Here is a 14,057-nt window from a genome sequence, read left to right on the forward strand (position 1 = left end):
GAATTTCTTTCAGAGAAGCTCACTAATTATGACAAACCAAAAAAGAGGAGAAGAGCATGAATGCTCTTCTCCTTTCAGACTGTAGACAAAAGCATCAGTTTCCTCTTTACTAAGAGTGTAGACTAATACTTTTGTCTATTTTTGTATAATAAAAGATATGGGCTCTTTGTCAATAAGGACTGATGAATTGCGAAAAACTAAATCTGGGTCAGAACAAACCTCATTCTGATTCAGATTTTGTGTTATCTAACTTTGATTAATTGATTGGTCAAAAAGATTCTAATTTTCATATTCTCAAATGATTTAAATCCGTAGGATACTCGTTTCATTGTTTTTATGTGGGTATTCTTTGCTTCTATTTTTCCATTGGAGTAAGGATAAATCATCGCATTGCCGATGCCTTCTTCGTAGATCAGAAGGTTTTGAAGTTTCTCACGAAATCCTTCATCTAATGTTTCGGGAAGTTCTGCCAATAAGGAGAAAAGCAAGTCAGGATCTTTGTCTCGAAAAGCTTCAACTAATTCATGGAAAACGGGATACGCCTCCTTTAGGGGCGTGGAAAAGCTAAGCAATCGATCAATCATCATTGCTTCAGTAAGAAATGGATATTTAGGTGCTCGGAAACTTTTCCATGTTTTATATTCATAGTGGTTAATGTTTGCACGATTTTTTAGCAGAAAGCGCCAGTTCTTTTTCAGTTTTTCTGCATGGCTTTTCTGTTCTACTTTACGTTGCTCATTCATTTGATTGTTTGGACAGCATTATACATTCCTCCTCAAAAAGCGAACGTTTTTTTTTAATTGTAATAAAAAAACTGTAGTCTGAGTTTTCTTTTTTAGTGTATTTTTTGAAGTTTGTATTATATGATACAAAAAAGAGTGATTAGGAGGTGCTTTTTGTTGACTACATATAAATAAACTATCTATCTTATTAATTAACGAGGAGTGAAAGAGATGCCAAAGTACCAGAAGATGCTCATAGAGAAAAAATTGGAAATAATTACAACAAACGGAATGATGAACATCCGCCAGGAACGGACCAAAAGATTTTAACCTATCTAGCCAATCACAGGGGGCAAACGCTGATACGCAATGGTATATGGACATTTACTGGATTGGTTTATCTAGCCACTATTTTTCAAAATTTTCGGCCAGTAGATCCTCCCGAACAACATCCGGTTATAAAAAAAGACTCGCCAGCATTTGAAGTCACTACACGAGTTGACGTGAGAAGAGAGGGGAATCAGGCAAGGATTCACTCCTTTGTTTCCACCTCCACCATCAATCGTGCTCGAATCCATTCCTTGAATCCAAACCATGCGATATCCCATTCGGATACAGACAAACTTTCTTATGACAATCAGACGTTTGCTAATACGACATCCATGGATCTATCACCGTACGTTGATCTCGCGAAGATGGTGCATGAACGAAGTCTTTCTTTGTACCGACGGAGGCATAAGATTCATCAACTGATCAATTGTACCACCACGAGAAGGACAGATCAGGTAAACACATGGATCGTCACAGGAACAAGTGTGGAACAAACGAGATTGACCACTATTTGCCAAGAAGCGATTACTCGATCGAATGCGCAAAATGAGCAAAAGAAACAAGAGAGGGAGAATTCTACACACTCTTCTCACCATAAGAATGATTCAAAAACTCAAGATTTTCCTTATTTTTCTGCACAAGAGTCGGCTCAAAAACTAAGTGAAGCCATCCGAACCACCTTTGAAACCAAATATAATAGCACAACATATGCCCCAACGAATGTACATAGACCAATCCCAGCCACGTTTTGGAAGGGATTAACGGAGCGATTTTACCAGATCTTTCACCAATACGAGAATACGAGCTACACCCAAGAACAAAAAGACACAAGTGGTGGGTCAGTGCTGTCGCAGTTTGTGAATTTATTGTTGCGTACTTTTTCGATAGATTATGAGGAAGAGCTATCTAGTGATTTCCATTTAGAAAAGGATCAACAGATACCGATGAATGTGTACTCCACGAAAGACTCGCATCCATCCAAGATTTCACCAAAAAAATCAAGGGAGGAAAAACAGGCGCAGGATCCTCAGGAAACAGCTTCAGAGGAAGTGACAGGCACACCACCAGAAGGTGAATCTGTACTATCTCCTGAAAAAGTGAGTTTCTTCACGCAACTTTGGGATCTAGTAGAAGATTTTTGTGAAAAAGTAGGGAGCTTTGATATTTTCCCAACATTTGGGGTGGAAGCAATGCCCCTTCCTGTTAGCACTGAAACAACTCTCGAAGACAGTTCGGTGAATGCGACAGCTATTCCTACGGAAGTACTTGGATTAAATGTGACAACAGCTGGAGAATTTGACACCACCCAAGAGCAAGAGATCAATGAAAAAATCCAAGCATTTTTGCGTGAAAATAGAGCTGACCCAGCAAAGGAAATAATTCAAGAAGAACAGGAAACACCTCTTCCAATGTGGAATAAGGAACAAAAAGAGGACATAAATAAAAAGCTGACTCATTTTTTCACGGAAAAAGGAATTGCTTGTCAAGAAAATGCTGAGGAATTAATGGAGACAGTCGGTGAGTGGGTACTTCTTGAAGGTGCAGCGCCACCAACGTTGGATATGGTGAAAGTTAAACAAATTGCAAAACTGATCTTGGAAATGAGCGAAGAGACAGTGATTTCAGAGGAACAAGCCGGTCTAACGGTCGGGACATGGATCTGTGAAACAGTGAAGGACAACCAATCTGTGGCTTTAAATCTTGTTGTGTAAACGACTAAACAACCAGAAGGAACCAGTACGCCCCACCCCACAAGGACAGAAAACCAAAAAAATAACAGCGAAACTGATGGAATTCAATGGCTTGACCCTAATGTGCGAAAACAAATGGAAGCATTTTTTCAAGAAAAGGAATTATTACCAAATCAGCCAACCAAAGAACAAATATTGATCGCCTTAGGAAAATGGATCATCAAAGAAGAAAATAACAAATTCGTCTTCAATTATAAAAGAATTCAAGCAGTAGCAAAAGTGATTATAAAAGGATTGAAGCTTTATGATATAAAAGGAAAGGAAAAGATTTCAAACAAAGATGCCGAATTAACTGTCATGAAATGGGCCTTTGAAACGATATTAGGAAGTTCGATTGAAGCTTATATAGTCAAAACCTTGGTGTCGGCTCCTGATGTAGAGCAATTTACCATAGGTCGATTGAGAGATTTATTCACTGTCAGAAACTTAGAAAAAGAGGGATTAATTCAGTTAGATACGCCTACCCTTTCTCAAGAACAGAAAAGAGTCTTTAACAAATTATGGAATTTGTTACTTCATAAAGAGCTACCAAATTATTTTCTAGATAGCAGTGGTTTAGCGGATCACTTATTGATTTCTGATTATCAATCATTGATGCAGCTGACAGGAGCACAAATTTTAAATGAGAGTGGGTACCCACAGGCATTCAGTCAAGAAGATAGTTGGTTGATGGGGCAACATTTCTGGGAAACGATCCTTGAAAAAGGCGTGACCAGCTATGAAGAATTCCGTCAACTTCTAATGCCTTCTTTGCTTGCGGTCGCCCAACTAGAACCAAATCTATTACGAGAGGCATTGGCTACGGACACCTACAAAGAAGTGGCAATCAGTACCTTTATTGGATATCAACAAGAAGGTTATTATAAGCTAGTCGAAAATCAAGAACTCCTCAGTCAATTGTATAAAGCTTATCAAAAAGTCTTTCTTCAATGGCGTCGAAAAAAAGCATTGGCTATAACTGTGGCACAGACTTGTCGCGACAAAGGTTCCCTCATTTCATTTCATGTGATCAAACAAAATTATCTTATAGGTTCAGAAGATCCTTGTCCAGATATTGACTGGATTCCAGAGAAATTAGAAACTAGTTATGTTAAATTGACGAAAAATGTAGCAGATACGTATTTGCCACTGAATAAAAAACTGATAGAGTTTGCATTACTCGCCTTCGACAAAGAGGAAAGAGCGTTTATTTTTTCAGAAGGAACTCAGCTATATGAGGCAAATGCCGAGTTAACAAATGAAAGTGACTATATGGCTGAAGTGCCAGTCGTAAGTGTGGCTCTGAAGATGTATCAGTTGCTTTCTATGAAGAAGAAACAGAGAACGATTCTAAATCTAGACAAAACCGATCTGTTTGTAGCGGACAACGAAAAGGAAAAACGTTGGTATGCCCTGAAGCAGTTGGCTGGCGAAGGAGGTTATCGTTTTTATCGTGTTGATCAAGATCCTCTATTATACCTCAAATTTGGGTTATTTGATCAGAAAAACCTTTGGAAAAATGGGTATAAGAAAGAAGGAAATGAGATTCGGATCGGGGATAAACTTTTTACATTTTCTACTCGTATGAATTGGAGTAAAAAATTATCCCATGGAGTTGAGACAACTCCATTCATTGAAGCACTTAGTCGTAAACATAGTGATCAACTGTATCAACAATTGTATGATTCGGGAGACGACAAAGCGGATCTCGAAAAAGCTTTGGAGGTCGTCAAGCATTTTATTCCTTTTTATGATTGTGTGACAGGGAGCATTAATCAAGACACAGAAGGAGCAATTGTTTCTTGTACGATTGATGCCTTACTCATGATTCCGGTACTCGGTCAAGTCACTTCCCTCAATATGAAATTTACATTAGGTGTGGCTCGAGCGTTTGCCAGTAGAGGAATTCGCAACGCCATCAGAAGTGGTAAAAGTTTCCTACCAACAGCGGCCGAGACCAGAAGACTTGCGTTAACTCTTGCACAAACGATTGATCCAGGATTTGAGACCATTGTAGGTGGAGGACGATGGATCATTAGAAAAGTAGTGCAGTTCAAAAATGAACTTCGTGTGGGTAAAAAGACGAGAGAAATGTTAGAAAGAGTCGAAGCGTGGGAGAAGACGCAAAAAGCGTGGGAGAAATCAATCGAGATCGTTCAGTTAAATGGTCTGGAAGTACCAGTGAGAAAAGTGAATGCTCATTTGTATATGCGCGTGACGAATCTAGAAACTGCAGAGGTGTTTGGCGGCTTGCTTATGAAAAAGGGGGATCGCTTAGAACCCTATAGACCCGCTACATTTACGAATGAACAACTCAACTTGATTAACCTCTTGGAGGTGAAGTTAGATGAAAATCAGATCTTTGTCGTGGAAGATAATTTAAATCCTCAAGCCTATGGTACAGGGAAGATCACAACTGTAGTAAAAGAAGGTGAAGAAACGAAGCGTTGTATTGAAATGAAGGGGAAATTGATTGAAGTGACCATGACAGTCATCAAAGAGCATGGAATCCGATTAGATGTTTATGATCGTCATGAAGGAAAAATGTTACCAGTGAATTTTAACGGGATGGAATGGTATTTTGAAGAAGCAACGTCTACTTTCATATCAAAATCCGTAGAGGAAAAAATCGCTGGGATGTTAGATAAGTTTGAAACACTAAAAGATCCAAGTGGACTTTCTGCTCCGTATGGAAAGTGGATGATGTGGAATGAATCAGGCAGATCCTACATCAAGATCAATAATCATTACATTCCGTTGATCGCATTGGATAAAAATAGCAATCGGTATTATTTAGTGAAAAAGGAATACAATGAACCGATGACGATTTTGATATTTGATGAAAAAAAAGGCAAGTTTCGTTTTGAGACAGATTCGGAAAGAGCGAAGGTAGAAGCAATTGAACAAACAAGTAAGAAAGAAAAACCTCATAAGTTAGAGGCTTTACAGCATAAAAGAAAAACCACTTCAGGTGAATCAAGAGTGTCGCAAGGAGAGACACCGGGCACCTCAGGTACTTCAAGCACAAGTTCTCACGATAAAAGGGTTAAAATGGGCACATTGGTTGGTCAAGTGGAAAATAATGATATTCCCAAATCCGCGGGAAAATATGATTTATGGAGTAAACTTAGAGAAGCAGAGCTTTCTAAAGGTGTAATTCCAAGAATAGAAGATCCTAATGTTCGACTTGCACCGTTAACTGAATTTGTTTCAGATTTGCCTAATAAATATCATTTTAGTGACGAGGAAATAAGACAGAGTATTTTGAAAACAATTAAAGTGAACTTGCCGCCCAATTCTACTTTTAAAACAGTGGCAGGAGTTACTTCTGATAAAGTGCCAGACTTTCTCAAACCGTTTGTTCAAGATATGGAATATGGTCTTGAACAATTAATGGATTTTGCAGATTCTGGAATAGCCATATTTGAAAAATTATTGCTTGACAAAACTACTGAAAAAGTTGAGCTTAATAAAGCCGTGGCAAACGCTGAGGTTGAAAACGCTGTGGCAAAAGCTGTAGTTAACGATGCTGTGGCAAAAGTTCAGCTTGCAGAATCTCCGCTTGACAAAGCTATTGCACAAGCAGAGCAGGCACAATTTGAACTTGACAAAGCGATTGAACTAGTTAAGTTTGATCAAACTCTTTCACAATCTAAGGAAGGGAAATATTTAATAAAATTATTTTCAATAGGTGAGATTCCTAGCCAAGAACTCATCATAACAGAAACGATTAAAAGACTGTTGAATAGGTTGAAAAAAATCAAAGACTTCTATAAGCAATCAAAGGAATGGGACTATGAAAATATTTTGCTCGTTTGGAGTGATTCATTCACCAAGAAAGAAGGATTAGATGTTTATGTATCAACAGCTGATATAAATATTCCGAAAGCAGAGGTTTTTCCAGTTGATGGAGAATGTCGGGTCATTATTTATGCAGATAGTTTTCATTTGGATCCTCAAAAATATCCAGAATATGAGCTAACAGCAAGACCTTCTTCAGTGCTCTTTCATGAAGGATCACATCTTGTTTCAAATACAAACGATCTGGCAGTTCAATATTATTCTCTAAGAGGGACGGAATTGACTACAGCACAAGCAATAAACCGGTTTTACGAGGAATTAAAAAACATAGTAAATGTAGATTCTAAACCTTTCGGTGTTTTTGTGGATCATTTAGCGAAAGAATTGAATTTACCTACCTTATCCAAGTCTGAGGTTATAAGGAGAATGTGTGAAGATGATGTGTTGCTTTATAATTTTTTATTGACAGATGCAGAATTCTTTACAATGATTTTAAGGGACATTATCGAAGGAAGAGAGATGGATGAAATCGTTCGTGTCCCAAGAAGTACAGATAATAAAAAAATGAAACTAAAATTTCTGTTCCTCTATACGGCAATGGCTTATCTGTCTAGAAATTCAAATTTAGAGGTAAATCATCAGTTAAACTAAATGAAAGAACAGACCACAACAAAAGTAATGGATAATGTAAGTACAGATATCCCAAGTAAAGAAATGCCGAAAGAAACAAGAATGCCTGTACACACGGAATCTTTAAAAATACTAAAATATAAAGCAAAAGATATGTTGAAAAAGGAAGTCTCAGACCTTCTAACGACTAGTATGATAAAAAGTAATAACAGTACAACTGAATATATTATAAAAGAACAAGGAGTAATGAGCCCAACACACCCTTCATTGACTTTAAGTTTCTCGAACCTTGTAACTAGTAGTATTGAAAAAAGTAATAAACTTCGACAAAATGTCTCGAAGAGACGAACAAACCATCTGCAAGAAGTAACTCCACAATATTAATTCAAGTAGGTCATTCAAAAATATATGGGCTTGGTATAATAAACTAAACAAAAAATTAAGGAGGAGTGATGGACGAGTTATATTAAAGTAGATACCAAGTTAAGAGAGTTTGTGGGGGGAATTACTATGAAACATGGACCATTTACACAAGAATTCAAACGATAAGCGGTTTTATTCATCCTGGATGAAGGACTACCTGTCCAAACTGTTTCAAAAAATTGGAAGTCCATCCTCACAAAATTAACTTACCTTTTTGTTCATAAAAGTCTTGCCAGTTCCCCCTTCATATTTAAATGAAAAAGGCTCGAGTAATGAAAAGCAACTCCCACAAATAGGAACCAAACATAATCAGACTGTAGACAAAGAAAAAATTTCTTTGTTCTACAGTTTTTTTGTTATTGACTTTAGTCAGTTTCGTTCGCGTAGCGTACGAAACAAAAAAACCGCGCGTTTCTATGCGTGGACGAAATAGCTTTAGCGATAAAAAACTCCTTTCGATATACTAATAGTGGCTACCAACCGCATATCAGATTGAAAGGAGTTTTTTTATGTCTAACGATGATAAAAGTTTAGCACATACAAGATGGAATTGTAAGTATCACATAGTATTCATCCCGAAGTATAGACGAAAAGTGATTTATGGAAAGTTAAGAGTAAGTATTGGTCAGATATTAAGAAAATTGTGTGAGATGAAAGATGTTGAAATCATTGGAGCACATGCAATGCCTGACCATATTCATATGTTAGTAAGAATACTACCAAAGATTAGTATTTCTAGTTTTATGGGCTACTTAAATGGATGAAGTGCAACTTTAATCCATGAAAAACATGCGAATTTGAAATATAAGTATGGGAATAAAAGCTTTTGGTTCAAAGGATACTACGTGAGTACGGTTGGGTTAAATCAAAAAACAATTGAAAAATATATTCGAGAACAAGAAGCAGATGATCGAATTAGAGATAGTATAAGTAAACAAGAGTATGTAGATCCATTTAAATAGTTAAAGAGAGATAGAGCTGTGAGCGAGCGGTTGGTGGTTATTTAAAAAGCCCCTTTTAAGGGGCTAGCGAGTGGTGAGCCCTTCTAGAGCTGTTAAAAAGCCACCCGTTTTCACGGGTGGATATTTACTCTGTATGTCCAGGTTTTAATTGATAGATCTTTGAGGGACGTCCGATACCGACAGGACGTTCACCGATTTCATCGAAGTATTGTAACATAGCTTTTTTGAAATTGGAATGATCGATCATTTTAAAATCGATCCCTAAGAATTTAGCGAATACTTTGCGTGCTTCAGTGATCGTGAAGTCTTTTCCTAGCACTTGAAGCACTTGGGGTTCATGTTCCATTTTGTTGACGACACGGTTGAAGGCTTTGACAATGATCTCGCTATGGTCAAAAGCTAATGTGTCTTTGCCAGAAGACTCGCTCGTCGTCAAGTCTAGAGTGATTGCTACATCCCCACTCGATAAATGCAGTTTGTTTGCATTGCGTTCAAGTGAAAACCACTGCACTTCTTTGGCATCGTCTCCAGCGATCAAAGGTTCTTCACCGATAAAGGCGAGATAGCTGACTGTCACGACCCAGCCACGAGGATCACGATTCGGTGTACTGAAGGTATGCAGTTGTTCAATATTTTCTTCGGATATGATGACGCCTGTTTCTTCTTTTGTTTCTCGCAATACGCTGGCACCAGTCGATTCATTTTTTTGGACGAATCCTCCGGGAAGTGCCCAAGAATTTCGGTAAGGATGGCTTTTACGTTGGATAAGTAAAACTTTTAATTGATCTTCTTCTTTGTTGTAGCAGAGTAAAACGATATCGACGGTCAAGGAAGGTTTTTCATATTCAGGACGTTCTTGGTCTTGGTACCAAGATAAGAAATCAGTTTCAGAGGCCTCTTGTTCATAATATGTTTTTTCTTCTTCTTTTGAATGAAAATGTTCCACTTTCTCACCTCCTATTATGTTAAGGTACTTTTTACTTTATTGTAGCAGAATCTCTCTGAAAACCAAAGATTTCTAGACAAATAAATCCAACTCAGAGTTGAAAAAGAAACGGTAAGAGTAGATTAAATAGGAAGAAAAGCAAATAAAAAGGGAGAAGCTTCTGTTTTTCTTCTCGAATGGCGAAAAAGCCACAGAGGACGATATACCCTGCTAGGATCACTCGAAGGATCAAAGTGAGCAAAAGAAAAGTATTTAATTGCCCATGTAGATTGAAATAACCATACAGATGTAAATAGTAAAAACTAAATAATAGATGGATGAGAGAAAGTAAAGCAATGCTGATAATCATTCGTTTGTGTTTTTTTGTCATTAGTCTCAAAACCTTTTCTTATATGATATTGCTTATTATAGCATGTTTGTAAAGTAAAAATGAGAGAGTAGACGATCCTGAAGAAAAAGGAGTGAGAGTGTGGATAGAGAAGGAAGTGGTTCATCACGATAACGTAGGTTCTTTATAGATGTTTTCTTGAAGGGAAAGGACATCTTTACATTTCGGGAGTTATCAAAAAAAGCTAACAGCGTATTCATTTTATGGTATACTAGCAAGGAAACGAATTCGCACCATGCGATAAAGGAGGAAGTACCCCATGGCAGAAAAGGAAACTTTTTATATCACTACGCCCATCTATTATCCAAGTGGCAAACTGCACATTGGCAATTCTTATACAACGATTGCATGTGATGCTGTTGCACGTTATAAACGTTTGATGGGCTTTGATGTGTTTTATCTAACTGGGGTAGATGAACACGGACAGAAAATCGAGAAAAAAGCAGAAGAATTAGGCGTAGAGCCACAGGAATATGTAGACAAAATGGCTGCAGATGTCAAAAAACTATGGAAGACATTAGATATCAGCTACGATAAATTCATTCGCACAACTGATGATTATCATAAAGCAGCAGTTCAAAAAATCTTTGATCGTTTGCTTGAACAAGGCGATATTTACTTAGGTGAATATGAAGGTTGGTATTCTGTCTCTGATGAGGAATTCTTTACAGAAACTCAACTTGCAGAAGTATACAAAGATGAAGACGGCAAAGTGATCGGCGGGAAAGCGCCAAGTGGTCATGAAGTTGAGCTAGTCAAGGAAGAGTCTTATTTCTTCCGTATGAGTAAGTATGCAGATCGCTTGTTAGAGTACTACGAAGAACACCCAGAGTTTATCCAACCTGAATCACGTAAAAATGAGATGATCAATAACTTCATCAAACCAGGTTTAGAAGATCTAGCAGTTTCACGGACGACATTCAGCTGGGGAATCAATGTTAAAAATGATCCGAAACATGTAGTGTATGTCTGGATCGATGCGTTGTCGAACTACATCACCGCACTGGGCTACGGTTCAGAAGACGATCAATTATTCCAGAAATATTGGCCCGCAGATGTCCATATGGTTGGAAAAGAAATCGTTCGGTTCCATACGATCTATTGGCCGATCATGTTGATGGCATTAGATATCCCATTGCCAAAGAAAGTCTTTGGACATGGCTGGTTGTTGATGAAAGACGGCAAGATGTCTAAATCGAAAGGCAATGTCGTTTATCCAGAAATGCTCGTAGAACGCTATGGCTTAGATGCTTTGCGTTATTACTTATTGCGTGCAGTACCATTTGGTTCAGATGGCGTATTTACACCAGAAGACTTTGTGTCACGTGTGAACTACGATTTGGCGAATGACTTAGGGAATCTTTTGAATCGAACGATTGCAATGATCAATAAATATTGTGATGGCATGGTTCCTGACTATGCGTCATTAGTGACACCGTTTGACAGTGAGTTATCAACAACTGCTGCGAATGTGGTTGGTCGTTATCATGACGCAATGGAAAAAATGGAATTCAACACTGCTTTAGCCGAAATCTGGGTATTGATTTCTCGTGCCAACAAATATATCGATGAAACAGAACCTTGGGTCTTAGCAAAAGACGAAGAGAAGAAAAAAGAGTTAGAGAGCGTGATGATCCACTTAGCTGAATCGTTACGTATCACTGCGATCCTCTTACAACCGATCATGACAGAAACACCAACTAAAATCTTCAATCAATTAGGGTTGGATGCCGAGACGATGAACCTTGAAGGATTACACTTCGGTGAATTCCCATCTGGGACAAAAGTCGTTGCAAAAGGTACACCGATTTTCCCACGCTTAGAGCTGGAAGAAGAAATTGCGTATATCCAAGCAAAAATGTCAGAAGGTACTCAAACAAATGAGGACTCTGTCAAATGGGACCCAGAAGAAACAGAGCTTGTTTCGACTAAAGAAAAACAAATCAAATTCGATGTATTTGAAAAAGTCGAATTAAAAGTAGCAGAAGTCATCAATTGCCAAAAAGTCGAAGGGGCAGATAAATTATTGCAATTCCGTCTAGATGCAGGAGATGACCAAGACCGTCAAATCTTATCCGGTATTGCCGAATTTTATCCTGATCCAAGTGAATTGATCGGCAAAAAATTAGTGATCGTTGCTAACTTGAAACCACGCAAAATGCGCGGGCTGATCAGTCAAGGAATGATTCTTTCAGCAGAAGCAGCTGATGGTTCATTACAAGTGATCGAAGCACCAAAAGGTATTCCAAACGGTTCTGAAGTTGGCTAATCAATGACTGTTAAGAACTATTCTAAGCAAATAAGCTTAGAATAGTTCTTTTTTGATAACCTTACTTTTCATGGCTCTATAAAAATAAAACTAACGAGGTTGTGCGAACACCGTTTATTTGTTTTTAGGGGGTACGAAAGGACGAATCTCCTCGGCTTTTTTATAACTTTGATTGAGTGACAAATTTTTTGGAACTGCAGTATTAAACCATTCATTCATGTTACAATAAGAAAGAAAAGTGAGTAAGTAAACGATCCAAGCCGAATGAGCAGGTCATTGGCTTAGTTAGCGCTTGATAAGAAATAGGATAACTATGCTATCTATTGGAAGGAGACGAAAGATGAATGTGGCTGAGTTAGATTTAGTTACCCGATTTGTACTGGAAAAAAAAGCAAATCTGCATGGCGGAATTTACCATTTGACTCAAGTAGAAATGGCGTATAACTCCAATCGAATCGAAGGGTCGAGAATTTCTGAGAAGCAAACCGCCTTAATATTTGAAAATAATATTCTCCCTCCTGCTGAAAGTGGCGAGGCAACGAAACTAGATGATATCAAAGAAACAGAAAATCATTTCAAAGGTTTCGATTACGTGATCGATCATATCGAAGAACCGTTATCGAATGATTTTATCAAAGAACTACATCGAATTTTGAAACGAGGAACAACTGATGAAAACAATCCGCTAACACCTGTCGGAGAATTTAAACTTGTTCAAAATATGATTGGTTTTGGTTATGATGAGGTTGAAACCATAGCACCCGAGGAAGTAACTGAAAAAATGACGGAATTACTTGCTCACTATGAGAACTCAAAAAAACAAAGCTTAGTTGAAATTGCAGATTTTCATGTGAAATATGAACGCATCCACCCATTTGCAGATGGCAACGGACGTACGGGACGTTTGATCATGTTCAAAGAATGCTTGAAGCACAATATCATGCCTTTCGTGATCAAAGATGTCCATCGTGAGTTCTACTACAGAGGTTTAAGTAATTGGGGAACCGAGAATGGTTATTTACTTGATACTTTAGGTATGAGTCAAGATATGTATGAACAGTTTTTAAAAAAAATGAAATTCACAGGATCGGTTCATCAATAAAATAGCTTTATAGATAATTGAAAAAAGTCGAGCGATGATAATCATCGTCCGACTTTTTTTAGTTTTAGCCGTTGTTTGATTTTCGTTGGCAATAATGCTGCGACGATTGAAAATGGAATACATAGAATATACCAAGCAATCAGGCGGCTATTGCCGTAACGTGCATAAATCTTGGTCAATAGCGAGTGAAGGATCACCAGCCCTAGGAGCAAGCTGATCGCAAAGAACCATCTTGTATCCCAATCAGTCAAGTGGCGCAAGGCGTTCATGGCTAAAGGATAGCCGTAGAAAAAAATCCCGACCATCGTGACGCGCCAATTTTTGACGATCGTTTGAACATTCAATAGTAAAAAGATGACCGATAGTAAAAAAGCAATGGGCGGAAACAAGCCGACGAGAAAGGAATAGACGATTCCCCACAACAACATCCCAGGCCCTTTGATCAAGGCGGCAATGAGAAGAAAACCAGCCATCAATAGCAATTGCTGTGTCAATGTCGCAATTGTTAGCCAGCCAAATAAAATCAACAATAACCAATGTAGCTTGGATTGTTTTTGTTCTTTTTGTGGAAAGAAAGTAGTACCTTTATCTTTTAGATAAGATGCTAGTTTTGGATCGATCGATTGAAAATCCATCGGGTACCTCCTGACATTTCAAGTAGCTTCATTCTATAAGAAGTAAGACAAGAATACATCCGTCTTTAGAGGGATATTTTCACTACAAATTTCTGAAAAGAATGGTAAAATGAAAAGTT

At 37.9% G+C, this 14,057-nt stretch carries 8 protein-coding genes and 2 pseudogenes; 6 read left to right on the plus strand and 4 right to left on the minus strand.

Annotated elements, in window-relative coordinates:
- Positions 1 to 242: 242 nt before the first annotated feature.
- Positions 243 to 746: pseudogene (locus tag IGJ95_RS03475) on the minus strand (transposase); the annotation flags it as partial.
- 368 nt (positions 747 to 1,114) lie between these two features.
- Between IGJ95_RS03475 and IGJ95_RS03480 the strand changes: the two are divergent.
- The 4 genes and pseudogenes from IGJ95_RS03480 to tnpA all read left to right on the plus strand — a co-directional run bounded on the left by IGJ95_RS03480 (position 1,115) and on the right by tnpA (position 8,598).
- Entirely contained in the window at positions 1,115 to 2,764 is a 1,650-nt protein-coding gene (locus IGJ95_RS03480; protein ID WP_438761457.1) for a hypothetical protein, read from the plus strand.
- Between the two features lie 114 nt (positions 2,765 to 2,878).
- Positions 2,879 to 7,234: a coiled-coil domain-containing protein gene (locus IGJ95_RS03485; protein ID WP_438761459.1), complete on the plus strand. Its 4,356-nt coding sequence runs from the start codon at positions 2,879 to 2,881 to the stop codon at positions 7,232 to 7,234.
- Positions 7,235 to 7,597: a hypothetical protein gene (locus IGJ95_RS03490; protein WP_438761461.1), complete on the plus strand. Its 363-nt coding sequence runs from the start codon at positions 7,235 to 7,237 to the stop codon at positions 7,595 to 7,597.
- 548 nt (positions 7,598 to 8,145) lie between these two features.
- Positions 8,146 to 8,598 (plus strand): annotated as a pseudogene (tnpA, locus tag IGJ95_RS03495) (IS200/IS605 family transposase).
- A 124-nt stretch (positions 8,599 to 8,722) separates the two neighbouring features.
- Here tnpA and IGJ95_RS03500 read toward each other — a convergent pair.
- Both IGJ95_RS03500 and IGJ95_RS03505 read right to left on the minus strand, forming a co-directional pair.
- A complete protein-coding gene (locus IGJ95_RS03500) occupies positions 8,723 to 9,544 on the minus strand; it encodes an NUDIX domain-containing protein (protein ID WP_010736144.1) in 822 nt (273 codons plus the stop codon).
- Between the two features lie 91 nt (positions 9,545 to 9,635).
- A complete protein-coding gene (locus IGJ95_RS03505; protein WP_010736143.1) occupies positions 9,636 to 9,914 on the minus strand; it encodes a hypothetical protein in 279 nt (92 codons plus the stop codon).
- Between the two features lie 277 nt (positions 9,915 to 10,191).
- On the opposite strand from IGJ95_RS03505, the gene metG reads away from it, so the two are divergent.
- Entirely contained in the window at positions 10,192 to 12,201 is a 2,010-nt protein-coding gene (metG, locus tag IGJ95_RS03510; RefSeq protein ID WP_153830485.1) for a methionine--tRNA ligase, read from the plus strand.
- A gap of 340 nt (positions 12,202 to 12,541) precedes the next feature.
- Positions 12,542 to 13,303, plus strand: a complete 762-nt coding sequence (locus tag IGJ95_RS03515) for a Fic family protein (protein WP_153830486.1) — start codon at positions 12,542 to 12,544, stop codon at positions 13,301 to 13,303.
- A 41-nt stretch (positions 13,304 to 13,344) separates the two neighbouring features.
- Here the strand turns inward: IGJ95_RS03515 and IGJ95_RS03520 are convergent, their stop codons facing one another.
- Positions 13,345 to 13,938 carry a hypothetical protein gene (locus IGJ95_RS03520; RefSeq protein ID WP_153830487.1) on the minus strand — a complete coding sequence of 198 codons (594 nt, stop codon included), beginning with the start codon at positions 13,936 to 13,938 and terminating at the stop codon, positions 13,345 to 13,347.
- Positions 13,939 to 14,057: the final 119 nt, after the last annotated feature.

Source organism: Enterococcus sp. AZ156 (assembly GCF_051714165.1).
In the GTDB taxonomy this organism is placed as follows: domain Bacteria; phylum Bacillota; class Bacilli; order Lactobacillales; family Enterococcaceae; genus Enterococcus_B; species Enterococcus_B pernyi.

What these genes read in the sequence shown, in the direction of transcription:
- IGJ95_RS03485 (WP_438761459.1), top strand. Translation starts at nt 2,879, where the DNA reads ATGGAAGCATTTTTTCAAGAAAAGGAATTATTACCAAATCAGCCAACC.
- IGJ95_RS03505 (WP_010736143.1), bottom strand. Translation starts at nt 9,914, where the DNA reads ATGACAAAAAAACACAAACGAATGATTATCAGCATTGCTTTACTTTCT.
- metG (WP_153830485.1), top strand. Translation starts at nt 10,192, where the DNA reads ATGGCAGAAAAGGAAACTTTTTATATCACTACGCCCATCTATTATCCA.
- IGJ95_RS03490 (WP_438761461.1), top strand. Translation starts at nt 7,235, where the DNA reads ATGAAAGAACAGACCACAACAAAAGTAATGGATAATGTAAGTACAGAT.
- IGJ95_RS03515 (WP_153830486.1), top strand. Translation starts at nt 12,542, where the DNA reads ATGAATGTGGCTGAGTTAGATTTAGTTACCCGATTTGTACTGGAAAAA.
- IGJ95_RS03520 (WP_153830487.1), bottom strand. Translation starts at nt 13,938, where the DNA reads ATGGATTTTCAATCGATCGATCCAAAACTAGCATCTTATCTAAAAGAT.